This is a genomic window from Spirosoma pollinicola (genome assembly GCF_002831565.1).
Taxonomy (GTDB): domain Bacteria; phylum Bacteroidota; class Bacteroidia; order Cytophagales; family Spirosomataceae; genus Spirosoma; species Spirosoma pollinicola.
Window position 1 is genome coordinate 2,855,972 of sequence record NZ_CP025096.1, and the last position, 22,556, is coordinate 2,878,527.

20 protein-coding genes are annotated in these 22,556 nt (G+C 48.8%); 12 read left to right on the forward strand and 8 right to left on the reverse strand.

From position 1 onward, the window contains the following. Positions 1–35: 35 nt before the first annotated feature. Positions 36–1,979 (reverse strand): asparagine synthetase B family protein, encoded by a 1,944-nt coding sequence (locus tag CWM47_RS12000; protein ID WP_100988202.1) that lies wholly within the window; start codon positions 1,977–1,979, stop codon positions 36–38. Between the two features lie 167 nt (positions 1,980–2,146). On the opposite strand from CWM47_RS12000, the gene CWM47_RS38095 reads away from it, so the two are divergent. Both CWM47_RS38095 and CWM47_RS12005 read left to right on the forward strand, forming a co-directional pair. Then, positions 2,147–2,290, forward strand: coding sequence for a lasso RiPP family leader peptide-containing protein (locus CWM47_RS38095; RefSeq protein ID WP_157815954.1), 144 nt, complete (start codon positions 2,147–2,149; stop codon positions 2,288–2,290). A 115-nt stretch (positions 2,291–2,405) separates the two neighbouring features. Next, complete coding sequence (locus CWM47_RS12005; RefSeq protein ID WP_100988203.1) at positions 2,406–3,110, forward strand: hypothetical protein; 705 nt, start codon at positions 2,406–2,408, stop codon at positions 3,108–3,110. Positions 3,111–3,365: 255 nt separating this feature from the next. Here CWM47_RS12005 and porU2 read toward each other — a convergent pair whose 3' ends face one another. Further along, positions 3,366–6,626: a putative type IX secretion system sortase PorU2 gene (gene porU2, locus CWM47_RS12010; protein ID WP_100988204.1), complete on the reverse strand. Its 3,261-nt coding sequence runs from the start codon at positions 6,624–6,626 to the stop codon at positions 3,366–3,368. Between the two features lie 271 nt (positions 6,627–6,897). On the opposite strand from porU2, the gene CWM47_RS12015 reads away from it, so the two are divergent. From CWM47_RS12015 to CWM47_RS12030, 4 genes are all read left to right on the forward strand, one after another. Continuing rightward, positions 6,898–7,755, forward strand: a complete 858-nt coding sequence (locus CWM47_RS12015) for a methylated-DNA--[protein]-cysteine S-methyltransferase (protein WP_100988205.1) — start codon at positions 6,898–6,900, stop codon at positions 7,753–7,755. A 21-nt stretch (positions 7,756–7,776) separates the two neighbouring features. After that, positions 7,777–8,472, forward strand: coding sequence for a 2OG-Fe(II) oxygenase (locus CWM47_RS12020; RefSeq protein WP_100988206.1), 696 nt, complete (start codon positions 7,777–7,779; stop codon positions 8,470–8,472). Next, positions 8,469–8,726, forward strand: a complete 258-nt coding sequence (locus tag CWM47_RS12025; protein ID WP_100988207.1) for an Ada metal-binding domain-containing protein — start codon at positions 8,469–8,471, stop codon at positions 8,724–8,726. The genes CWM47_RS12020 and CWM47_RS12025 overlap by 4 nt, the downstream gene beginning before the upstream one ends. Positions 8,727–8,794: 68 nt before the next feature. Next, positions 8,795–9,403 carry a PDDEXK family nuclease gene (locus CWM47_RS12030; RefSeq protein WP_100988208.1) on the forward strand — a complete coding sequence of 203 codons (609 nt, stop codon included), beginning with the start codon at positions 8,795–8,797 and terminating at the stop codon, positions 9,401–9,403. A 3-nt stretch (positions 9,404–9,406) separates the two neighbouring features. Here CWM47_RS12030 and CWM47_RS12035 read toward each other — a convergent pair whose 3' ends face one another. After that, positions 9,407–10,888: an aminotransferase-like domain-containing protein gene (locus CWM47_RS12035; protein ID WP_100988209.1), complete on the reverse strand. Its 1,482-nt coding sequence runs from the start codon at positions 10,886–10,888 to the stop codon at positions 9,407–9,409. Positions 10,889–10,974: 86 nt separating this feature from the next. Between CWM47_RS12035 and CWM47_RS12040 the strand changes: the two genes are divergently transcribed. The 3 genes from CWM47_RS12040 to CWM47_RS12050 all read left to right on the forward strand — a co-directional run bounded on the left by CWM47_RS12040 (position 10,975) and on the right by CWM47_RS12050 (position 13,279). Next, positions 10,975–11,598 carry a pyridoxamine 5'-phosphate oxidase family protein gene (locus tag CWM47_RS12040; protein ID WP_100988210.1) on the forward strand — a complete coding sequence of 208 codons (624 nt, stop codon included), beginning with the start codon at positions 10,975–10,977 and terminating at the stop codon, positions 11,596–11,598. A gap of 22 nt (positions 11,599–11,620) precedes the next feature. After that, positions 11,621–12,301, forward strand: a complete 681-nt coding sequence (locus CWM47_RS12045; RefSeq protein WP_100988211.1) for an FMN-binding negative transcriptional regulator — start codon at positions 11,621–11,623, stop codon at positions 12,299–12,301. Positions 12,302–12,379: 78 nt separating this feature from the next. Continuing rightward, positions 12,380–13,279: a cation diffusion facilitator family transporter gene (locus CWM47_RS12050; RefSeq protein ID WP_100988212.1), complete on the forward strand. Its 900-nt coding sequence runs from the start codon at positions 12,380–12,382 to the stop codon at positions 13,277–13,279. 100 nt (positions 13,280–13,379) lie between these two features. Here CWM47_RS12050 and CWM47_RS12055 read toward each other — a convergent pair whose 3' ends face one another. Together CWM47_RS12055 and CWM47_RS12060 are read right to left on the reverse strand one after the other, a co-directional pair. Beyond that, complete coding sequence (locus CWM47_RS12055; RefSeq protein ID WP_240625869.1) at positions 13,380–14,183, reverse strand: OBAP family protein; 804 nt, start codon at positions 14,181–14,183, stop codon at positions 13,380–13,382. After that, positions 14,184–15,401, reverse strand: a complete 1,218-nt coding sequence (locus CWM47_RS12060) for a glycosyltransferase family 1 protein (RefSeq protein WP_100988213.1) — start codon at positions 15,399–15,401, stop codon at positions 14,184–14,186. 360 nt (positions 15,402–15,761) lie between these two features. Between CWM47_RS12060 and trxA the strand changes: the two genes are divergently transcribed. Further along, entirely contained in the window at positions 15,762–16,106 is a 345-nt protein-coding gene (gene trxA / locus CWM47_RS12065; RefSeq protein WP_100988214.1) for a thioredoxin, read from the forward strand. A gap of 152 nt (positions 16,107–16,258) precedes the next feature. Here the strand turns inward: trxA and CWM47_RS12070 are convergent, their stop codons facing one another. Next, positions 16,259–18,040, reverse strand: coding sequence for a pyruvate dehydrogenase complex dihydrolipoamide acetyltransferase (locus CWM47_RS12070; RefSeq protein WP_100988215.1), 1,782 nt, complete (start codon positions 18,038–18,040; stop codon positions 16,259–16,261). Between the two features lie 395 nt (positions 18,041–18,435). After that, the gene (locus tag CWM47_RS12075; RefSeq protein ID WP_100988216.1) at positions 18,436–19,632 is read right to left on the reverse strand and encodes a class I SAM-dependent rRNA methyltransferase; all 1,197 of its coding nucleotides are present in this window, start codon (positions 19,630–19,632) and stop codon (positions 18,436–18,438) included. 127 nt (positions 19,633–19,759) lie between these two features. Between CWM47_RS12075 and CWM47_RS12080 the strand changes: the two genes are divergently transcribed. Next, positions 19,760–20,629, forward strand: coding sequence for a sugar phosphate isomerase/epimerase family protein (locus tag CWM47_RS12080; protein WP_100988217.1), 870 nt, complete (start codon positions 19,760–19,762; stop codon positions 20,627–20,629). 216 nt (positions 20,630–20,845) lie between these two features. On the opposite strand, the gene CWM47_RS12085 is transcribed toward CWM47_RS12080, so the two are convergent. After that, on the reverse strand, positions 20,846–21,763 hold the full coding sequence (locus CWM47_RS12085) for a zinc dependent phospholipase C family protein (protein WP_394342013.1): 918 nt from the start codon (positions 21,761–21,763) through the stop codon (positions 20,846–20,848). 295 nt (positions 21,764–22,058) lie between these two features. Between CWM47_RS12085 and CWM47_RS12090 the strand changes: the two genes are divergently transcribed. Next, positions 22,059–22,457: a Dabb family protein gene (locus CWM47_RS12090; RefSeq protein WP_100988219.1), complete on the forward strand. Its 399-nt coding sequence runs from the start codon at positions 22,059–22,061 to the stop codon at positions 22,455–22,457. Positions 22,458–22,556 lie beyond the last annotated feature (99 nt).

Genomic DNA, 22,556 nt, shown 5'->3' on the forward strand with positions numbered 1-22,556 from the left:
TGACGACTGACATTTATCCGATGATCCAAGCGACCTTAACTCACCTTTTGCAGTGAGCCCAGCCAGAGGGCAAGATAGATGATCCGACTCAGCAGCCAGTTATAACGGGTTTTCCGGGTTACCGGCAGTTTGGAATCAAACACAACGGCCACAATTTTAGTAAATACCTGCCGGTCAACAACGCCCCAGATAGGATGAGCCCCCGAAGCGAACTGCTCAACTGTAGCCGTGTATAGCTGCCGGGCCGATACATTCCCATACTCCACAAAGTTGGCCTTCGTAGAGCGCGTTACAATTTCAGGAGGCAATATTGTTGTGAGTCCATTCCGGATCAGGCCCCGCCCCCGCCCCTTGTCGAAGCAAATTTCCAGCGGTGTCGACAGGCCCAGTTCAACCACATATTTATCGAAAAAGGGAAAGGAATAGGGATGGCCGTAATGCGCCCCGATGTGATTCAACTGTTCATTACAAATTACGTTGGTCGTGTTCAGAATTTGCTTTACCGGAACCACCCGCCCTTCGCTCAGGGCGGTTGTCATTGGTTCAGTAGATAGCTGCGGACTGGGAAAAACACGCTGCTTGAAATCTGGCGAGAAGGCATGATCAAGCTGTGCCCGATGCGTTAGTTTAGCGGTAAGCCGCTTGGAAAAATAAACGAGAATACCAGCCGTAGACAGACCGAAGAGTTGTTTTTGTCGACGCAGCATAGCGAGGAAGCTACCCGTTGACTGCTCGTTGAGCCGTTTTTTCAAATTGGTACCCAGAACCGTCAGGGCATATGCCTCAAACTGACGTTCATTGGTCAGACGGGGCGGATTGGTCATAAAATCTGGCGGGTATCGATGATCGATATATTGATGGCAGGCAACTTGCAGCCTGGCCCAGTCTTCGGTATCCAGCAACTCGTCCAGAAAGTCAAAGCCGGTTGCGATGACACTATCACCGTCATGCCCGGTTAGCAGAGTGTCGCAGCCAAGTTGCCGGGCTTCCTCCGAAACACCTATGTGAAAACTCGATGGTATTACAAAATGATCGGGCCGATCGAACAGGGAATTTATAGCGAGTACCGACTTCAGCACATCAGCATTAGGGCGTATGGTGTGGTGTCGTGGCTGCCATTTGTTGATAAACGCCCGTACATACGTCGACTCATCGGTAGAGGCCAGCCCTGTATCGATGTTAAATGTATGAAGGTCGGTCCTTTGTTGCTGCTTTAACAGAAACTGGGCTACAGCGCTCACAGATGATGAATCCAGCCCACCACTTAAATGAGCTCCAACCTGTTTTTTACCCAAGATCCGATGGTCGATCGCCTTTGTGAATGATTCCCGAAAGGCCGAAGCGTATTCGTCAGGATGGCGCAGGCTGCTGTATTTTTGATAATCTATCTGCCAGTACGGCCGCACCGTCAGCCCCTGTGCATCGACCTGAACAGAATGACCGGGCAAGACACTGTATATTGACTCATAGAATGTCTCGGCACTGTACGGCACGTAGGTTGTTGTCCAGGTCAGGTATTCCCGGAACTTGTGCTCATTGGGCCTGACAACAACTTCATGCAACGCCAAAAGTGCCTTTATTTCGGACGCAAAGGCAAAAAAACGACCCGACTGATACACATAATAGAGCGGCTTAACGCCCAGCGCATCCCGCCCGCAAACAAGCGTATGGCTGTTCGTATCCCAGATCGCTACTGCAAAATCGGCGTTCAGGTCCGTAAATGAAGCGGGGCCACTTTGGGCAAAATTCGTCGTAAAGGGTTGATCAGTTGTGTGAGCAAACAAATCGGCATCAGCAACAGCATAGGTCGACGTTGTGAGATTTGCTTCCTGCTTATTGTCAAATGCCAACAGAATACCGTTCTCAATCGGTTGAGCCGTTACCGTTCCCCGGTGCGACAGCAATCCGATCATATTATCTTCATCTGCCACGCGTACAGTCTGCCCGTCAAATCGTATTATTCCCGCAATTCCGCCCATACTATCAAAACTAGCTCAGTAATTTATTTCTTCGGAAGCCATCAGATCCCTATAACTAACGGATAAAAGCCAAGTTGGCGTTTGTACTGTTACTCATGTGTGATTAATTCTTAACATTGGAAAATTCGCTCCTGACGCTATTTTTACGACACGAAAACTTGACACATATGAAATCCAGATCTACTCAACGCAACACGGCTCCATCGCCCCGAAAGACCTATCAAACACCAGCCCTTAAAAATTTGGGTAGTGTCAAAAAACTCACGCTAAAAAGCGGCTCGGCCACCGATGGCTTTGGCACATTTGGATAAGACATCATAGCATTTTCGTTGGACAGGATTACAGAATTTCTCAGTTCATATCTTTTTAAATCGGCAATCCTGTCCGAAAAAATGTAAACTTGTTGTCTTTCTACGTAGATAAATAATGCAACGAGGCAATCACATACATAGTACGCTGGCCTTACTGATTTTACTCGTTATTGCGGGTGGATGTCAACCCAATACTGACCCCGCGCCTGATGATACGGCCTACTTTCCACTGCAAACCGGCGACTACTGGATTTATCAGGTTACGCAGGAAAACTATTCGCTCACCGGTGGTGCAACAACAACTGCTTATCAGGTTCAGGAAAAAATTGGCAGTTCATTTACAAGGAGCGGTCAGGTGTTTTTTCAGGTAGAAGAATCCACACGTACGTCGGAGAAGGGTAATTGGCAAATCAATGCCATTCGGACGGTTTTCAAAAGTCTTTCGGAAGTGGTGAGTCAGGAGAATAACGTACCCACAAGAAGTCTGGTTTTTCCCATTTCGACCAATACCTCGTGGAATAGTAATACATACAACGCGTTACCCGATTCCTTGCCACTTCGGTATGAGAATATAAGCCGTCCCTTTGCCGTCAATAAGCTGGCGTTCGACCATGCGGTTTCGGTGGTTGGCCCATCCGACTCTACCCTGATCGGGCTAACGAAATACCAGCGGGTATATGCTCTGAGTGTTGGATTAGTGTATCGGGAGAATACGGCTCTGGCCTATTGCCAATCGACACCTGACTGCATTGGCAAAGGTGTTATCGCATCAGGGAGCCGCCAGAAATGGGCTTTACTATCTAGTAATAGGCTGCCTTAGTGTTGTCTACTACTTAAAGATTTAATTGACTGGACTATAAAAACATGAACCTATTTTCATTTAATTATTTAATATTCAAAGGGTTTTAACCACAGAGGCACAAAGTACACAGAGGTCTAATGGGGTACTTTTTACCCCATTAGACCTCTGTGTACTTTGTGCCTCTGTGGTTAAAACCCTTTGAATATTAAATAATTAAATGACGGATTGAATTAACTTGATTGCAGCCTGTAAGCGGCAATTATCTACGTTTTCTTAACGCTGCCAGACAACTTTGCCGGTGTGTACTTCGGTGCGGCCATCCTTGTAGGTCAACCGTAGTGAATACGGATAAAGCCCCGGCGCTGTGCCCTGCCAGAGAAAGGAGTTCTTGCCCGTCGATAACGAAAAACTATCGGCGTAAACCGGTACCCCCGACTGGTTATAAATCATCAATTCTGACGCTGTAGGCAACTCTTTCACGTTCAGCGTTAGCTCAAACTTTACGTACGTAGTAGCAGGGTTCGGATAAGCCAGCAGTGTGACCGCTTCATCTTTTGCAACAACATTAAAATCGAGGGTATAGGGCGGCTGCGTACGATTCCCGGCGGCATCTTTTCCAAAAACAATAAGCTGATAACTGCCCCCTTCATTCAGCGATAAGTTGGCACTTACCTGAAGCTGGTTGGCCGAAACCGCCGAAACCGAAAACAAACCGGACGACAGCTTTTGGGGCGAACAGGTTTCACATGTTTTTAGAAACACATCAACGGCACTGGTGTCTTTTGGCGAAAGAGGATTTTCGTCCAACAAGTAAATATCGACGCGGGGGGCTATACTCACCACCGCCTTGTTCTCCCGGATTTTGCCATCCATAAATACATTGATCTCCGGGCTAACCCGATCCGGCAATGCGTTCAGCGGGTAGCTGGTGCTACTTTGCGCCTGTGTCCAATCAATCGTCAGGCTGGCCGTATTGTTCGTTTTACTCAACTCGACCAGTTGATTATCGGGATCAATAATCACCTCAATTTTTTGCAATCGCTCGTCTTTAGCCAGCGTGTAGACTAACGTGTCGCGGTATCGAAACGAACTAAACTGACGTATACTGGCGGTTGAAACCGCGTTGATCGTCTTTTTCAATGATACCAAAATCGTTTGCCCCGAAACATATTTGCCAATGTTAGCCAATGGAACAACCACCCGGATCGAATCGCTGCTTTTAAGCGAACTCCCGGCAATGCTGGATTGAATGTACATGCCCGATGGCTCAGCGGCAAAGTCGGGGTTGGGCAGCGGATAAAGGCTCACAGCAGGATCGCCCTGCAACAGCATTTGCAACATAACCGAAACATCATAGGGATCAGCGCCTTCCTTTTCAAGGTCGCGGTTGAGCTGTTGCTGAACTTTTCCGAACGGCATACCCAGGGTCTCTGCATCGGCATACAGGTCGGTATATAGTTTCGTCAAATAACGGGTGGTGGGTTGCTGAAAACTCCAGTAGGTGTGGGCCAGAACAAGCCCCGCGCCTTTGTTTGGTGCCAGAAGCCAGTCTGTCGACAGGGTTTTGAAGTTGGAGAAGATCTCCCCTACGCCACAACCGTTAAAAATCATAAGCGGATATTGCTGGTTACGAAAGCCATTTTCCGGGGGCGAGGCAAAGCCGAAGTTCATATCCGTAACAGACGGACCGGCATGACCAAAAAACGTGATCAGGCTTAGCCCGCCATTAACGAGGGGCGTAATATTTATTGGTTCAACCTCATTGGTCGTACTTTTGCTGAACGCACTGATTTGCCCCCCCAACAGGCCGTTGCTATAAATAGTGCCAATACCGCTCAAAGCTTCGCGCAGCCCTGCGGCTTCTGCGGCTGTTTTCCCTCCGCTGATGTGAACAATATGCTTTCGCCACAGTCCATTGGGTGTTGCGCTTTCGAGCTGTTTTACTTTGTCCAGATAAGCCAGCACCTGCTCGTTGGTTGTCGCATTGATTCGTCCTGTCGGAATAGCGGGTGTATTGGCTGAATAGCCTGCCAGTCCGGACGTCAATAAAATATCGGAACCAGGATAGCCAACCGTTGGCACAAGATCGTCGGTAGCGGTTTTAGTCGTATACGGATAACTGTTTGCCCGCCCAATGAGCAACAGGTTTTTCACAGCCGTATTGGCAAGCAGATAATCAGCAAAACGGCGGAGCGCCAGCGGGCTTTTCTCGCCATAGTTGAACTGATCAAATAACGAATCGGACTCAACAATAAGGGGCGTGTAAGTTCCCCCGGCAGCAGACGCCCGATAGGCTGCGTATCCTGCCGCCGACTGCCGAAGCGATGCATGGGTAATAAGGACGTAATCTGTTGTTTTTGCCACTGGCGACCCTAAGCTGACCGCCTGAATGGCAAGCGGTTTAGCAGTCGCATTGGTAAGTAAGATGTTTCGATTCTCTGCGGCTTCGCTAACCACGATCTGGGTTTGTGTTCCGGCTGTTTGAGTTACCAGAAAGCGGCAATTTGCCTTGTCGGTGATATCATAAGCATAGGACGCAGCCGGCACATTTGCCACGACCATCAGCGCCATGGGTCGGGCACTGGCTGGCAAGTGAAACACCTTGGTACTCTGCCCGCTCATGTCCAGCACCTGTGGGTAGGTGACCTTTACGTAAGTTACGGAAAAGTTGTTGGTGTAGCCATTCTTTACCGTTTTGAACCGCAGGGTTACTTGCTCGTTTTGAATTGTTTCGGGCTTTATCGTCGTCTGAAAGGTTTGACTGGCGAAGCCCGCACAGGATAAAGTAGAGAGTGCCGAATTTGTTGTTGCATCGGCCTGTACCTGAATTTGGTGAAACGAATTATCCCGGCCATTCACCATGCCCTGCAGTGTAACGGGCCAGTTTGTCGATACACGTCCCGGCAATTTCAATTGAACGACACCCACCGAATCGGCGGTAAGCGTGTGTCCTGACCAGCCTTCGCCGGGTTCAAAATAACTCTGCTGCAAGACGGGTTCCAACCCCTTCAAATTGTTGAACGTGTACTCACTGGTGAACGCCTGAACCAATTCTTCTACATGAAATGGGATGGAAGCTGCCCCTACTGGCGAGGTGTTCAGTTCGGGCATACGCTTGCCCTTCAGCGTGGGGCTACTCGTCAGGAAAAAAGCGGTTTTACTGGAAAAAAGAGTCTGATAAGGATGTAATCGTTGTTGTGGCCGGTAAAGTAAGGAGTCCTGAGCGCCGTCATTACCTTCACCGTAAAACTCAATGTAATCCTGCGTATCGAACACGCCGTCCTGCTGGCCTGTTACCCGGCAGGCAACTTCTTTTCCTCTGAAAAACAGTTGCCAGCTAGCCGGATTCGTTTGAAGAAACGATGCATCAGCTGCCTTGATGTCCGCATAGCCAACTCGATAAATACCTGCCTGATCTACCGTAAATTTGAGATATTTCTGACCCGTCTGTGTCCATTCGTTGCCAAATCGACTTTGTCCGCTTACGACCAGCGAATTGACCAGGAACCAGATAAGGAGTAAACCTTTCTTCATACGGAGATGCCTATACCTGACCGTAATAAGCAGTCAGTATAGCGTTGTTATTTTTTATCAAATATACCAAATAGTACGGGTCGGTCATACATATGCGACCAGTAGTTCGCCAGCCATGAACTGCCCGTGATGGGTGCTACTCGTTTTAACCCTTCTAGGCAGGAAGTAAATTTCATCCCTGGATTCACCCTGCTCTCTAATTCCGCAAGAATCGGGTTTATCACGCCCCGACTTATAGCGACATTTGTATAGGTCAATCAACAGAACCATAATGAACATGAACAGTCCCTACACCTATCAGCAAATTGCCAGGGCTATCGAGCACTTAACGGCTACTTTTCGAGAACAGCCAACGTTGAGCGAACTAGCCGAAAAAGCTAACTTGAGCGAGTTTCATTTTCAGCGACTTTTTACGGAATGGGCGGGTGTTAGTCCAAAGAAATTCGGCCAGTACCTTACGCTCGAACACGCTAAAAGCAGATTACGGACGGGTGCCCCTTTAGCCGATGCTGCTCATGATGCAGGTTTGTCGGGTACGGGTCGGCTGCACGATTTGTTCGTCAGCATTGAGGGTGTTACACCAGGTCAGTTCAAGCTGGCGGGCGCGGGGTTATTGCTTTCTTACGGCGTGTTCAACAGCCCGTTTGGACCGTATGTGCTGGGTGCTCTCAGGGGGAAAATTGCCCTCCTGCACTTTTTGACTGAAGGCGACCAACCCGAAACGATCCTGGCAACAGCCTGGCCAGAGGTTTCCTTACAAAACGATCCAAGTGCCCTACAACCTCTTGCGGACCAGATTTTTGCACAAACTACCGTCGCCGACATGGTTAATACGTCTACCAAACCGCTACCAATTTTACTGCGAGGTTCGGCGTTTCAGCTTAAAGTGTGGGAAGCCCTGTTAAAAATCCCCGAAGGCCGGTTAGTTAGTTACGACCAGATTGCCGATGCTATTGGGCAACCCACAGCGTCGCGGGCCGTTGGAACGGCTATCGGAGCCAATCCAGTTGGTTACCTGATTCCCTGCCATCGGGTTATCAAAAAAACGGGGCTATTTGGCGGCTACCGCTGGGGAGTTGAACGCAAGCAGGCCATGCTCGGTTGGGAAGCCGCCCGAGTCGAATTATGACACAAATAGGTCAAAATATTTATGAAACCAAGTACCCTGAACTGGCCCACTCACCAGCAAGCCCTCTCCGAAACGGGGTTCACATTATTACCACCGCTCCTATCGGCTGACGAATGCCGGGAAATAGCCACCCTGTACGATTCGCCAGACCTGTTCCGCAAAACGATTGTGATGCAAAATCACGGCTACGGCAGTGGCGAATACAAGTATTTCAACTACCCCTTGCCGCCCGTTGTCGATGCGCTTCGGCATGAACTATTCACGCAACTTGCCCCAGTCGCCAATGACTGGAATGAAAAACTCGGCCTTGCGCAGCGATACCCCACCGAGCTTGATGAATGGCTGGCTGTGTGTCACGAAGCTGGACAAACCCGCCCAACGCCCCTGATGCTCAACTACGCAACCGGCGACTGGAACGCGCTTCATCAGGACATGTACGGCGAGTTATATTTCCCTTTTCAGGCTGTTTTGTTTTTAAACCAGCCGGGGCAGGAGTATACCGGAGGTGAGTTTATCATGCTCGAACAACGCCCTCGCATGCAATCAAAAGCAACCGTTTTGCAACCGCAGCAAGGCCAGATACTGCTTTTCACAACCAAGTTTCGGCCAGTTAAAAGTACACGGGGTTATCACCGCGTGGCGATGCGGCACGGTGTCAGCGAAGTCAGGAGTGGCAAACGTTTGAATGTGGGCTTGATCTTTCATGATGCGGCATGATAGCGCATAGTGAGTTAGGGCCCACGCCATTTGCCCGGTTGCGCACATTGGTGAGCCTGATTAAATGTAAGGAAATTACACTGGGAGGTCACCGCCCCAGCAAAATTTACGGGTTACTTACCTGCCGGGCGGGCAAACACATGAAGGCCGAAAATAGAGTCTTCTTTCGAGACGAAACTGAAGCTACTGAACAGGGTTTCCGGCCCTGCGCGGTGTGTTTGCCAACCGCCTACAAGACCTGGAAAACAAGCTAATACGTAGTTTGTCAATATATTTTTTTACACTAAACTTGTTAAAGTATAAACTCAACAGAACTAAGACCATGGTTGCTGAGAAGAAACGTCGTTCATCCACCCGTACTATTCCCTCTGCCCTCATTTATGAAATGTGGGCAGGACAACCCGTGTACTATCGGGGGTACAGGGAGGTGCTGGCGGGAAAAAAAACACTTGAAGAAATTATATCGTGTTCTGATTTACAAGGTGTTTTAGTGGCACTTTTGACTATTTATATAGGCAATCATATCAACCGAAAAAAGTACCTTCTGGCAACAAATGAGATTGGTTTACATCTGGCTGTTGGGGATAATCTGGGCCATGACCTGGTAATTTTTGAGAAAGAAAAAATAGGCAAGCTTAAAGGAAACTATTTTGATGTACCGCCAAAGGTGGTTATCGAGGTAGATATTAAAGCCGACATGACTGACTTTCCTAACAAAGCAGACGAATACATCATGCGTAAATCGCAGAAATTACTCGACTTTGGTGTTGAGAAACTACTCTGGATTATTACAGGCGCACAAAAAGTTTATGTCATCAACAAAAATGACCCAATCTGGTATGTAGTGAACTGGTCAGAAACCATTACCATGCTGGATGACTGCACCCTGAACATCAAACAACTGCTGGACGACGAGGAAATTACGTATTGAGGCCTAGATCACCCTTCTCAATACCGCCACACTCTGCTCCAACTCATCTTCCGAACTCGACGCAAAGCCAAGCCGTGTTCCGTTCAACTGCTGGCCGGGTGGGTTATGAAAAAGCCCATTTGCTAGTGTCAACCCCTCCTGAGCAGCCCGTTGTGCCATTGCTTCCATATTTAGTTTAGGGTCGAAGCGTGCCCAAACGGCCAATCCGCCATCGGGCTTATTGAACTGAACAGCATCCGGCAGTTCGCTGGTTAGCAACGCGCAAAAGTGATCGCGTCGAGCGTGGTACGTACGTAATGTTTTTCGAAAGTGCCGTTTCATGTCGCCGGTTTTGAACAACTGCCCAATGGCAAATTCGAGCATGGGGTCGCCCTGCCGGTCAATGATACGCCGGAGTCGGGCCAGTTCATCAATCAACGCCGTTGGGCCAACCACGTAGCCAACCCGAAAGGCAGGTGCCACCGACTTTGTCAGCGAGCCAACATAGACGACCATACCTTGCCGGTCGGCGCTGGCAAGCGGTAAAATTGGTCGGCTGAGGTAATGAAAATCGTAATCGTAGTCATCTTCCAGTATAGCAAATCCATATTGTTCAGCCAGTTGCAACAGTCGAACCCGTCGGCCGGGCTGGAGTGTTACAGTCGTTGGGTAATGGTGATGGGGCGTAACGAAAACCATTCGTATCGGCTGATTTTCGCAATAAATGGCCAGTTGGTCTATATCGAGACCATGTTCATCAACAGGCACGGATAACACAGTAGCGCCCGTTTTCCGGAAATTCATAGTTGCTCCCGCCCAGGTAGTTTCGCCCGTTACGACGACATCGCCCGGCCGCAGCAGCACCTGACTGGCGAGGTGCAGGCCCATGATACTGCCCCGCGTAATAAGTACATTCTCGGGTGTTGTTTGCAGGCCACGGGTTTCGTTCAGGTAAATGGACAGTTGCTCACGCAGTAAGGGATGCCCTTTTGTATCGCCATAGCCAAAGTGTTTCTGCGGATTTCCCCAGCGAAAATACGAGCGGTAGGCCCGGCTTAACTCGTCCATCGGTGCCAGTCGACTATCTGGAAAACCATCATCTAACCGCAACCCATCCTGATTTGTCAGCACAGGCCGGGCCAGAAAATCAAGGCGCTCAAAGGCGTAGCCCGGCTGTTCAGTTGTGCCCCTATTTCGATCTGAAGCGGCCTGACTATTCTTTACAATCAACCTCTGTGGCTTGACTTCCGGAAAATAATCAGCTACATACGTGCCGCTCCCCGACCGGCTTTCGAGCCACCCCTGGGCAACGCCTTCATCATACGAAGCAACAATTGTTTGCCTGTTTAGATCAAGCAATTCGGCAAGCTGGCGTGTACCGGGCAATCGTTGCCCCGGCGTCAATGTACCCGCCCGGATAAGCTGCCCAAGTTGATTACTTAGCTGAACGAAAACAGGCACAGGCAACGATCTATCCAGATGGATCAAGGTTTTAAAGGGAAGCATAACCGGACTAGTCAGTTTATAGGAACTGGATGATTTACATAGTCCACTAAAGCAAGACATTTGCAGTATAAAAAGCAAATGATTCTATGCAAACCAGCCGCACAACACCCAGCCGTTTAGCAAAACGTGCGCATTACGACGAAGCCACCATTCACCCAATTCTGGACGAAGCTTTGTTCTGTACCGTCAGTTATGTCATTGACGGCCAGCCGATGGCTATTCCAACAGCCTATGTCCGAAAAGGCGACAAGCTTTACATTCATGGGTCGGTGGGCAGTCATTTTATTCGATCTATTGAGCAGGGGAATCCTGTCTGTATTTCGGTTATGCTGACAGACGGGCTGGTGCTGGCAAAATCGGCTTTTCATCATTCGGTCAACTATCGCTCGGTGGTGATTTTCGCAAAGGCCGAAAAAGTAACCGACGAAGCTGAACGAATGGAAGCACTGGCCCTGATAACGGATCATCTTATACCCGGCCGCTGGAACGACCTTCGGCCAACTACCAACAGCGAAATGCGGAAAACAACGGTTCTTGCCTTTTCGCTGGACGAAGCCTCCGCCAAAGTTCGCACAGGTGGGCCAGGTGACGAACCCGAAGATGAAAACCTGCCAACCTGGGCGGGAGTAATTCCAATGCAAACCGTGCGACTGACACCGGTTCCGGCGCAGAATAGCCTGGAAACAGCACTGCCCGATTATTTACAATAGTTCCTAACTATTCAAATCCATTATGTACACGCCCAAAACCTTTCAGGAAACTGACCGCGATACATTATTTCAGTTTATACGGGATAACTCATTTGCGTTACTAATATCCACCGGCAATGATGGCATTCCGGTAGCTACCCACCTTCCTATTGAGCTGCTACCCAGCACCGACGGGCAATTTCACTTGGTTGGGCACCTCGCAAAAGCCAACCCACACTGGAAGTTGTTGACGGGTCAAACGCCCGCCCTGGCTGTATTCTCGGGTGCTCACAGCTACATATCATCCTCCTGGTACGATCACGTTAACGTACCGACCTGGAATTATCTCTCGGTACATGTTACCGGCCGAACCACCCTTTTGACCGACGACCAAACGCTGGACTTCTTGCGAAAACAAGTCGACAAATATGAAGTCCGTTCGGCCTGTCCCGTTTCGGTCGATAGCATGACGGAGGCTTATGTCCGAAAAGAAATGCGGGGTGTTGTCGCCTTCAGTATGACCCTCGACAGTATTCAGGGCACGGCCAAACTCAGCCAGAACCGCGACGATAAAAACTACCGGAACATCATTACCGAGCTGCGTCACACAGGCGATGAAAATGCGGAGAAAATGGCCGCTGAAATGGTATCGAGACGGCCCGCATCTGACAGTGAGCCCGCAGGTGTTGGCCCAATGGGCAAACTGCCTTCATCAGACCAGTAAAGCGAGACCTCGGATGTTGGTTATTTCTCGATGTCAGCAAGTCATGAACATAGCCCGTATAATTCGGGTTGAACCAGCATGGCATCGACTAAAACAGCAATATATACGGCTCTGGGAGCCAATCTGATCATTGCCCTCACCAAGTTTATAGCCGCCAGCGTTACGGGTAGCTCGGCGATGGTTTCGGAAGGTATCCATTCGCTGGTCGATACGCTGAATGAAGTGCTGCTGCTGTTGGGCCTGAAACGTAGCCAGAAACCAGCCGATATGAAACGACCGTTTGGCTACGGTCGCGAGCTTTATTTCTGGTCGTATGTTGTGTCGATCTTAATCTTTGCCGTTGGTGGCGGGGTGTCGTTCTACGAGGGGCTTAGTCATATTAGTAACCCGGAGCCAATAGAAAATCCGCAGTGGAACTACATCGTTTTGGGTATTGCGTTTGTGCTGGATGGCTACTCGTTACTGACGGCCTTACGGGCCTTTAATGCCCAACGGGGTAGCCAGCCATTCTGGTCGGCGGTGAGAGACAGCAAAGACCCGGCTACGTTTGTGGTACTGTTTGAAGATGGCTCTGATGTGCTGGGCCTGATTATTGCCTTTCTCGGCGTGTTTTTAGGGCACCAACTCAATAACCCGTATCTGGATGGAGCCGCGTCCATACTTATTGGCTGCTTACTAACGGCGGTGTCCATTTTACTGGCCCACGAAAGCCGCAGCCTGCTTATGGGCGAAGCCGCCGACCCGGCAATTGTACAACAAACAATAGCCCTGACAGAAGCCGACCCTGTGGTCATAAAGGCCGCTCAAACGCTGACCTTTCAAATGGGGCCAAATGACATTGTGCTTATCCAGCGAATTGTCTTCACGCCCGAATTAACGGATGCAGCTATGATTCAGGGCATTGCGCGTATCCGAAAAACGATTCAAACAGCCGAACCGTCAATCCGGCAAGTGTACATCGAACCGGTCAGTGCTTGATCAGGCAGCGATTTCAAATACACCAGATAATCAGTCAGCGCTTTCCATTGACCTTTCAGATAGAACAGTCACTTCCCTTCTGAAATTATGGTAGAATTACTTATTCTGGAACATGTTGGTGCGTATGCTTTGTCAGAGCGGGCAGTTGTACGACGTCGCCCGATTGCCAGGCATCGGCACCGGGTTGAACGGATGATTCGGGAATATCAAGACGGTTCTTTTTCTTTTCATCCGTAGATAAATCAAACCGCCGATCCCGGTCTTTTTCCAGCTGTTTAGTAAGCTGGCCGTCTTTGGTGAAGCCCATCATTAATGCCGGACTTCCATACGGAAGGGCTAAATCCTGATCGGTATGCCACGTATGCCAGGTTTTGCCATATGTGGTCACGATGGTTTCCATCAGTTCATGTTCGGCAACGTCGGGTAACCCTGGTGCAATGAGGGAACCACTTTTGACTTCGTACCGATGGCTGTGCCAAAGCTTTTTCTCATCGGCGGGCAGTGTTTTAAACAGCTTCTCCGAAACGATATACTCAACGCCCATGATCTTGGCACTGTCGCCATTTCCATCAAAAATAACGCACTGCGTCAGGTCCTCATTGAGTTTGGAACAGTAATGATGAGCTTCCATCTGGCCATTCATGTGGCCATTATAAAAATGAAAGCCGTCGAGGTAAATATCCAGTTTGTTTACTGGTTTCTTTGCCTGTAAAGCCGATGCACCCGCTTCGAGAACCTGGGTTTTAGTGGTTTTTTCCTGACCGGGCGACGTTACATTCGACGGCGTGCTACTACCTCCGCAAGCACTGATAAATAAGCTTATACAAACTGAGATCAAGCTGTTATTCATGACAAGTTCGCCCTGGTTGCCCGTTAGTTGGCTCTTTCTATGCCAGTTTCTCATTTATTTTATAGCCGCATATACCAGTTGCCCTTCAAGTAGTTTCTGCATTTGACGCCAGGTGTTATCCCAGGATTGTTCCTGCAGGAAAGCGTCCAGCGCCGTTCGATCCGAAGTAGATGCATATTGAATCATTTGGCCAAGTGCCTTCTCGATAACCGATGCCGAGTCAGCAATTAACACCTGATCCCAGCCGCCATAGGTTCGCGCCACATCCCGAATAGATGTTGACACGACCGGTAAACCAGCCGCCAGATACTCCGGCGTTTTGGTGGGGCTGATATAGCGGGTGGCCTCGTTAATAGCAAATGGCATCAAAGCCGCATCCCAATTACTGAAGTAAGCGGGCAGTTCATGATAGGATTTCATACCCAGATAATGCAGGTTTGGCCCTTGTGGCAGTGTGGCGGGGTCAATTTTCACAACCGGACCCAGGAGCACAAACTGCCAGTTCGGTAAACGTTCGGCTATATCTTTGAGCAGATCAAGATCAAGTCGTTCATCAATGACACCACTGTAGCCGATACGCAGACCTGTTAAATGCCGTTGATCGACAGGGTCAGGCAATTTCTGGCGAGCAGCCTCAAAATGTTGATAATCGATACAACTTGGAAAGGCAAACACGTGCTCATGCCGTGAACGTTTGGCTTCATAAAGACTGTAGCCACCTGTAAATACCAGATTTGCCTTGGCTAGTAATCGCTTTTCCAGATCGAGCAATTGAGGTGATGCCCCTTTAAACGCCGATAGCTCGTCCATACAATCATACACGGTCAATTGCGGACAAAGGTGATCGGTGAATTGCAGCGCCATTGGTGTATAATACCAACTTACATACTTCTTTATAGACTGTTGTTCAATCAGTTGATTGACTAGCTGGCGCTGCAACCGAATTGTCGTTTCGTGATCGATCCCATGTGGCAGGCGAGGAACCACAACCCGAATAGTATCAGATAATACCTGAACGTCAAGCCCAAGTGTATCCTGCCAGACAGGCTCTTCAACATACCAAACCCGATACTGACGACTGGCTCTACTCAGTAAATGCTGAGGCCGTTGATAAACAAAATTCCAGCGTAAATGGGTGAAGCAAATTACATCTTGACTATCACCCCGTAATTGGCTGGACGGATGGTTTATCGAGTCTACAGAATGGGTTAATGGGTTGAAGGTTGACTTCCTGATTTTGTTGGATGAGTCGGTTTTGTTGTCGGTGATCATAGATGGCTAGCACACGTTATTAGTTAATAAGGCCAGGAGCTTTGTAACTCTTGTTGGATCGTGTAGTAGGCAAACGTGCCACACCGAATATGTCTTTTTTTGTCTCCGCACACAGTGAGGATACGGACCAAATCGAGTCAGGCACTCAGCAATTTATGCATGGATTTCAGGCAGGTCAAATCAAAAGCGTTAACCTGCTAAAAACTAAAACACTGGTAGGACAGGCCTATATAGACACACTAGGCTTAACTGTGCAATAGCACAGATGCCCCGCCCAGGCAACACATAGGTCGGAACTAAACGGCCTGAAAACGGTTTATGTAGCTGAAACAAGTTCAACTTAATAAACTCATTTCAGTCATGGCAGCAGGAACACATGCCGTAGAAGCAACCGATGCGAACTTCAACGATCTCATAAATTCTGACAAACCCGTTTTAGTAGATTTCTGGGCCGAATGGTGCGGTCCTTGTAAAATGATCGGACCCGTTGTTGAGCAACTGGCCGGCGAATACGAGGGAAAAGCCATTGTAGCCAAAATGGACGTTGACCAAAATGCGCAGATTCCCGCTAAATTCGGTATCCGCAGCATCCCAACCCTGATGATTTTCAAAAACGGACAACTGGTCGATAAAGTAATTGGCGCCGTTCCCAAAAACGTACTGGAGCAAAAGCTTCAGGGCGCAATGGAACCCGCAACGATCTAATTTCTGTGACTATAAAAAAAGCCCATCCCGATTGTCGGGATGGGCTTTTTTTATAGTCACAGAAAGAGGAGAAAAGGGAGGAGGGGAAAAAAGGGGAGAAAGTTATGGCAATACGCTCCTTTCCTCCCTTTCTTCCCTTTTCTCCTTTAAACTTATACCAACATCCGCATCGGATCTTCGAGCAGTTGTTTGAACGTTTGCAGGAACGATGAACCCGTCGCACCATCCACCACGCGGTGATCGCAAGACAGAGTCACTTTCATCACGTTCGTTGGTTTGGCCACCGGAACGCCAGCTGCATCCGCTTCGAATTTCACCGTTTGTTTGATACCACCTACCGCCAGAATGCAGGAATCGGGTGGGTTGATGATTGCCGTGAATTCGTCGATACCGAACATACCGAGGTTCGAGATAGAGAATGTACTTCCCTCCCAGTCTTTTGGCTGAAGTTTCTTGTCTTTCGCTTTTCCGGCCAGATCTTTCACTTCGCTCGAAATAGTCGACAGCGTTTTCTGATCGGCATTACGAACAACCGGCACCAGCAGGCCCTCATCAACAGCCACTGCGACCCCGATGTTGACATATTTGTACTTCCGGATTTTATCGCCGAGCCAGGATGAATTCACGTTCGGATGTTGTTTCAGCGCCAGCGCAGCCGCTTTGATCACAAAATCATTAAACGATATCTTAACAGGACTTATGCCATTCACTGTGCCACGGAAATCCATTGCCTTATCCATGTTGATTTCCATGGTCAGGTAGAAATGCGGAGCAGTGAACAGGCTCTCGCTCAGACGACGGGCAATTGTCTTGCGCATCTGGCTAACCGGAACATCTTCGTAGTCGCCCGAAGGTGCGGGCGTTGCTGCCGATGCAGGGGCGGCTTGCGCAGGTGCTGACTGAGCAGCAGGAGCTGTGGGCTGAGGAGCCGGTGCAGCAGGTTGAGCTGCAGGAGCAGCCTTTGCAGGAGCAGTTTTTCCGGGAACAAATGACTCGACATCGCTTTTCACGATGCGGCCTTCCGGGCCACTTCCATGTACCTGCGTGAGATTAATACCCTTCTCTTCGGCAATCCGTTTGGCTAACGGCGATGCTTTCACACGGCCATTCGATCCAACAACATCACCTTCGCCACCACCGTACGATAAATCGGTGTCGGCATCGGCGGGCAAATCGGCTTGCGGATTTTGCTGGGCTGTTGCGCTGCCACCTTCGCCGGTAGCCGCTTCATTACCAGCTGCGGGTGCACCACCACCGCCATCCAGCAATACTTTAAAGTTGGCGCCCTTTTCGCCGACAACGGCAATGATTTCATCAACGGCAACAGACGACCCTTCTTTAACGCCGATGTACAACAATGTACCTTCTTCGTAGGCTTCAAGATCCATGGTGGCTTTATCGGTTTCAACTTCGGCCAGTACATCGCCGGATTTCACCGTATCTCCTTCTTTTTTATGCCATGCCACGATGGTTCCTTCCGTCATGGTATCGCTCATTTTCGGCATCCGAATAATCGACGCATTGACGTTCTCGGCTGGAGCGGCAGAGATGGCCTTTGGATCGGGCAATTTCGTGGCCGTTTCATTACTCGCGCTATTGGCGGGTGCCGGAGCCGGTTCTGGCTTGGGAGCAGCAGGCGCTTCGGCACTCTGGCTTCCTCCGCTCGTTCCGTTGAGCAATGCTTTATAGTCTTCACCATCGGCACCAATAACGGCTAAAACGCCATCTACCGGTACGGACGCACCTTTCTCTACACCGATATACAGTAATGTACCCTCATCATAGGCTTCGAGGTCCATTGTCGCCTTATCGGTTTCAACTTCGGCCAGTACATCGCCGGATTTTACTTTGTCGCCCACTTTCTTGTGCCACTCCGCAATGACGCCTTCGGTCATTGTGTCGCTCATCTTGGGCATTCGGATTAATTCAGCCATAATTAGCTATGTATGTAATCGGGTTATACGAAAGGACTAGTCGGGCCACTGAACCGTCGGACCGCCGAACCGTTCTGGCGGTTGAGACCCAAAATTAGCGGAAAGCAATTAATGTTAATCTAAAAGAGCAATTAAAGTACAACCTTTACTGCTATTCTATTTATTTCAACGTGAATACTGGACAATTGGTTTTTGTCATCCCGACGCAGGAGGGATCTTAAAGTTTCTTGACTTGAGCGCTGACTGAGCCTAAGATCCCTCCTGCGTCGGGATGACAAAAACCAATCAACAATCAACTATCAATGAGCAGCTTACTCTTTTATTTTTCCCGCTGATTCACGTTGTTTTTGTCAAAAAATGGTAGAGACATTTTGTTAAGTCAGACACACTCTATATCATTCAACCCACAGCACCAATCCTTTCAGATAGCCCCCTTCGGGGTGGAATAAGCTAACCGGGTGATCGGCGGGTTGGCTCAAGTGGTGTAACACGCGCACCTGCCGACCTGCTTCAATAGCAGCCGCCACAATTGTATTATAAAACAATTCCCGATCGACCACCTGCGAACAGGAGAATGTGAACAACAAACCACCCTTCGCCACCCGACGAAGGCCCTCGGCGTTTAGTCGTTTATAGCCCTGCACAGCCCGGTGCCGTGCCGACTGGCTTTTGGCATAGGCAGGTGGATCGAGCACCACAACATCATATACCTGATCGTGATTTTTCATGTAATGCATCACATCTTCGGTATACGCCTGATGCCGCTCGTCGCCTTCACTGACGTTGGCCGTTATGTTCTGATTCGTCAGGTCAATTGCTTTCTGCGATACATCGACCGAGTGAACAGAGCGAGCGTCTGCTTTGAGTGCATAAACAGAAAACCCACCTGAATAACAAAAAGCATTCAACACGTTTTTCCCTTTCGCATACTGAGCCAGGAGTGCCCGATTGTCGCGCTGATCCAGAAAAAATCCGGTTTTCTGGCCGGTTATCCAGTCGACCAGAAACGTATTTCCGTTTTCCTGCACCGGGTGTGGCACGGGTGTCCGGCCGTACAGGTAGCTATTCGTTACGGTAGCACCGTATTCGTCGGGCAAAGTATCAGCGCTTTTGTCATACACCGCCAGGAGTTCCTTACCAAAAACAGCTTTCAGGGCTTCAGTAATGGTGTCCCGTTCGCGGTGCATACCAATGGAATGTGCCTGTAGCACAACGACACCATTATATACGTCCAGAATAAGACCTGTACAACCATCGCCTTCGCCATGAACGAGTCGGTAGCAGTTGGTCTCTCCGGTAACGATTGCCTGGCGAATTGTACGAATATGGGCAAGTTTTTTAGTCCAGTACGGTAAATCGGGCGTAACGGGTCCACCAGCCGTAGCACCGAAAGAAAAAACCCGAACGGCAATGCTGCCATCGTGGTAATGGCCGGTGGCAAGATACTTTTTCTTACTGTCGAACACTTCCACTACATCGCCATCGTTCAGATCACCTTCGTAGCGGCTGATAGCGCGTGAGAACACCCAGGGGTGGAATCGCCGGAGCGGTTCATCGCGTCCGGCTTGTAGATATAATTTGGAAAACGTCATTCGTATTAAGGAAAGACCGCAAAAGTAGTGAAGAATGAAGTGTAGAGAGTGAAGAATATTTTCCTGTTGATATTCATCACTCAACACTCTTCATTCTTCACTACTTTTATACAAACTTTAACCAACCATGCAACGACGCAGTTTCCTAAAACAATCCGGTCTGTTAACAGCCGGAGCCTTTACCCTCGGCCAAAGCAACCTACTGGCCAATGCACCTGCCAAGCTGATCAGCCCGTTTGGCGTTCAACTTTACAGCGCTCGTGACGTGATGCCTAAAGATCCAAAAGGCGTTATGACACAACTAGCCAATATGGGCTACAAACAGTTTGAGAGCTTCAGTGGTGCACAGGGCTTTTTGTGGGGCCTGGAGCCGAAAGAAATGAAGTCATTTCTGGATGGCATCGGGGTAAAAATGGTCAGCACGCACTTCAACTTCAGAGCGGAGATGGAAAAGCCCGACGGAATCAAGAAGAGCATTGAGATGGCTCATGACGCCGGGTTGACTTATTTGCTGTGCCCTTACATTGGTCCGCAAAAAACATGGGACGAATGGAAGAAAATCGCCGATATGTTCAACACCGCCGGTGAAGAAGTGAGCAAGGCTGGCTTGAAATTTGGTTATCACAACCATGACTACTCGTTCCGGCCCCTCGATGGCAAACTTCCTCAGGAATTTCTGTTAGCCAACACCGATCCTAAAAACGTGATGTTTGAACTGGATTTGTGCTGGATTGACGTAGCCGGTGTAAACACCGCCGAGCACCTCAAGAAGTACGGCAAACGCTACGAACTGTGTCACGTCAAAGACTATACGGTACAGGCAGGTAAGCCCGTTCAGAATGACTTGGGCAAAGGCAATGTCGACTTCAAGAAAACACTCCGCATAGCGATGGACAGTGGCATCAAATACTTCCTCGTTGAGCAGGAAGAATACGCCGAGTCGCCAATGGTAAGCCTGAAAAACGATGCGGAGTACATGAAGAAACTGGCCGTGTAACCGTGATTTTAACAGGATTTAAAGGATTAGACAAGATTATCTGAACACTAGGCGCGGCCCTTCGGTGTTTTGATAAGATTTAAAGGATTTTTAAGATTGCAGACACTAAATTCTATGATCTCAAAAAAAAACCTTAAATCTGGTCAAATTCTGCGAGGCCACACCTATAGCTCAGATAATCTTGTCTAATCCTTTAAATCTTGTTAAAATCACGGTTCAATTCTCCTCCCTCGCCGAAAACAGCCGTTTAAGCCAACTCTTCTTCTCTTCGACTTCTTCTTTTTGTTCCTGGTCGGTAAGTTGATAGTTTGCCAATGCCCGCAAATCCGGCTGACCGGCGTCAACCCAGCAGGTGTACCAGAAATCGCCAACCATTTTCACGGACGCCCTCATCTGGCGTTCGACCTGCCCGCGCAACCGTTCATGATACTGCCGGGAGAAGTCTGCCGAATAAACTTTGGCAGTGATGCCATTTCGCTCTTCAAAACCATATTTGCGCGTTTCACCGACTTCGCTTGTTAATTGCTGCTCAACATACAGTACTGAATCCAGTGCCGCATTGGCATTGAACACAGCCCGCCAGGCGGCTTTTTGGGGTGAATACACATACTCGGCTTGGCCCGTCAGAAAATCATAGTCTGTACTGAACAGTTCGGGCAAGCGCGACTCCCAAAATCCGTGAATGCCCTGCTGGTTGGTTAGCTGCCCATTATAATTACGGGTCGTGTGTAACGGTACATTAGCATCAGCAATGTAATGGCCTAAGTCGGCAGCTACACGTAAAATACGCCGAACATCGCGTTGCTTAAATGCTTCGGTTAATTGATATTTCGTCAATTGGATCTGCCAGGGCACCAGTCCGTGCAAGGCCAGAGAATCCTCGCCGTAACGGGCCGTTGCCTCTTTGTAAAATCTTGGTAAGGTCGCAACCGATGTGTCAGGATAGGCATCGAGGTCGATAAAATGACGCGGAGCCTCCCCTACCACCGCATACCGTCGCTTATCGGGGTTAACCGCATTGTCGGCCAGAAAACCAATATGCTTTTTAAAAAAGTGCATCATATCGGTTGGAAGTGTAAATACGGAGAGTCGATTTATTTGCTGATGCGCAAAAAATCCCCACGTCGGGGCCATTGATCCGGCAAAGGTCCGGCCAAACTCCTTTATGGTAAAGCGACTCTTTAGTTTCACCGTGTTTTTCCCTTCTGAAAGCCGCCGTACAGATACTTCCCATCTATCCTTTTCCGGTTTGCTGGTAGCATGAACAGCTACGCTTCCAAAAAAAATATTGACAAAAATTAGCAACCAAATAAAACGTTTGTACATTTGATAAATCATGGTACTTTACAGGCAAATTGTTTAACTATTCAATTAAAGCACCATCTGATTCAAAACAAAATTTGGTCAAATCAATAATTCTCAAATAATCATGAATGTCAAGTCAAAGGGATATACCCTAATCGTTGTGTTACTTTGCGCGTTTGCTTTAACAATCTATGGTGCTTACTCACCTGCGCGGAAAGCCCAGAAACAGCAAGTTGTGTGTGTTAAATTCAAAAAAGGGGTCGAAAATGCAGCAGTCGAACAGCATATGAGCGGTTTTGCTTCCTTAAAGCATGAAATTCCACAGATCGTTGGTTACACGTCTGGCAAGACAATTTTGCCAAATCAGGCCGTTGCAGACTATGACGTAGTACATTACCTAACGTTTCAATCGGAAGCTGATATAAAAACTTTTGAGAACAGCGCAGCCTACAAACAATTCGTTAAAGAGAATGAAGTAATCTGGGAAAAAACGTTGACTGTCAACGCCGATATTCGTCAGTAAGGTCAAGTAAATCAAGAATTTCGGTTGGAACAGTTGCTTGTTCCAACCGAAATTCTTATTTTTGCGCCCTTATATCGAGATAACGATCACATTTTATAT

Coding starts and splice junctions, on each gene's coding strand:
- CWM47_RS12025 (WP_100988207.1), top strand. CDS start 8,469: ATGATAGCGCATAGTGAGTTAGGGCCCACGCCATTTGCCCGGTTGCGC.
- porU2 (WP_100988204.1), bottom strand. CDS start 6,626: ATGAAGAAAGGTTTACTCCTTATCTGGTTCCTGGTCAATTCGCTGGTC.
- CWM47_RS12085 (WP_394342013.1), bottom strand. CDS start 21,763: ATGGCCCCGACGTGGGGATTTTTTGCGCATCAGCAAATAAATCGACTC.
- CWM47_RS12030 (WP_100988208.1), top strand. CDS start 8,795: ATGGTTGCTGAGAAGAAACGTCGTTCATCCACCCGTACTATTCCCTCT.
- CWM47_RS12000 (WP_100988202.1), bottom strand. CDS start 1,979: ATGGGCGGAATTGCGGGAATAATACGATTTGACGGGCAGACTGTACGC.
- CWM47_RS12070 (WP_100988215.1), bottom strand. CDS start 18,040: ATGGCTGAATTAATCCGAATGCCCAAGATGAGCGACACAATGACCGAA.
- CWM47_RS12040 (WP_100988210.1), top strand. CDS start 10,975: ATGCAAACCAGCCGCACAACACCCAGCCGTTTAGCAAAACGTGCGCAT.
- CWM47_RS12075 (WP_100988216.1), bottom strand. CDS start 19,632: ATGACGTTTTCCAAATTATATCTACAAGCCGGACGCGATGAACCGCTC.
- CWM47_RS12060 (WP_100988213.1), bottom strand. CDS start 15,401: ATGATCACCGACAACAAAACCGACTCATCCAACAAAATCAGGAAGTCA.
- trxA (WP_100988214.1), top strand. CDS start 15,762: ATGGCAGCAGGAACACATGCCGTAGAAGCAACCGATGCGAACTTCAAC.
- CWM47_RS12005 (WP_100988203.1), top strand. CDS start 2,406: ATGCAACGAGGCAATCACATACATAGTACGCTGGCCTTACTGATTTTA.
- CWM47_RS12015 (WP_100988205.1), top strand. CDS start 6,898: ATGAACATGAACAGTCCCTACACCTATCAGCAAATTGCCAGGGCTATC.
- CWM47_RS12090 (WP_100988219.1), top strand. CDS start 22,059: ATGAATGTCAAGTCAAAGGGATATACCCTAATCGTTGTGTTACTTTGC.
- CWM47_RS12035 (WP_100988209.1), bottom strand. CDS start 10,888: ATGCTTCCCTTTAAAACCTTGATCCATCTGGATAGATCGTTGCCTGTG.
- CWM47_RS12050 (WP_100988212.1), top strand. CDS start 12,380: ATGGCATCGACTAAAACAGCAATATATACGGCTCTGGGAGCCAATCTG.
- CWM47_RS12055 (WP_240625869.1), bottom strand. CDS start 14,183: ATGAGAAACTGGCATAGAAAGAGCCAACTAACGGGCAACCAGGGCGAA.
- CWM47_RS12080 (WP_100988217.1), top strand. CDS start 19,760: ATGCAACGACGCAGTTTCCTAAAACAATCCGGTCTGTTAACAGCCGGA.
- CWM47_RS12020 (WP_100988206.1), top strand. CDS start 7,777: ATGAAACCAAGTACCCTGAACTGGCCCACTCACCAGCAAGCCCTCTCC.
- CWM47_RS38095 (WP_157815954.1), top strand. CDS start 2,147: ATGAAATCCAGATCTACTCAACGCAACACGGCTCCATCGCCCCGAAAG.
- CWM47_RS12045 (WP_100988211.1), top strand. CDS start 11,621: ATGTACACGCCCAAAACCTTTCAGGAAACTGACCGCGATACATTATTT.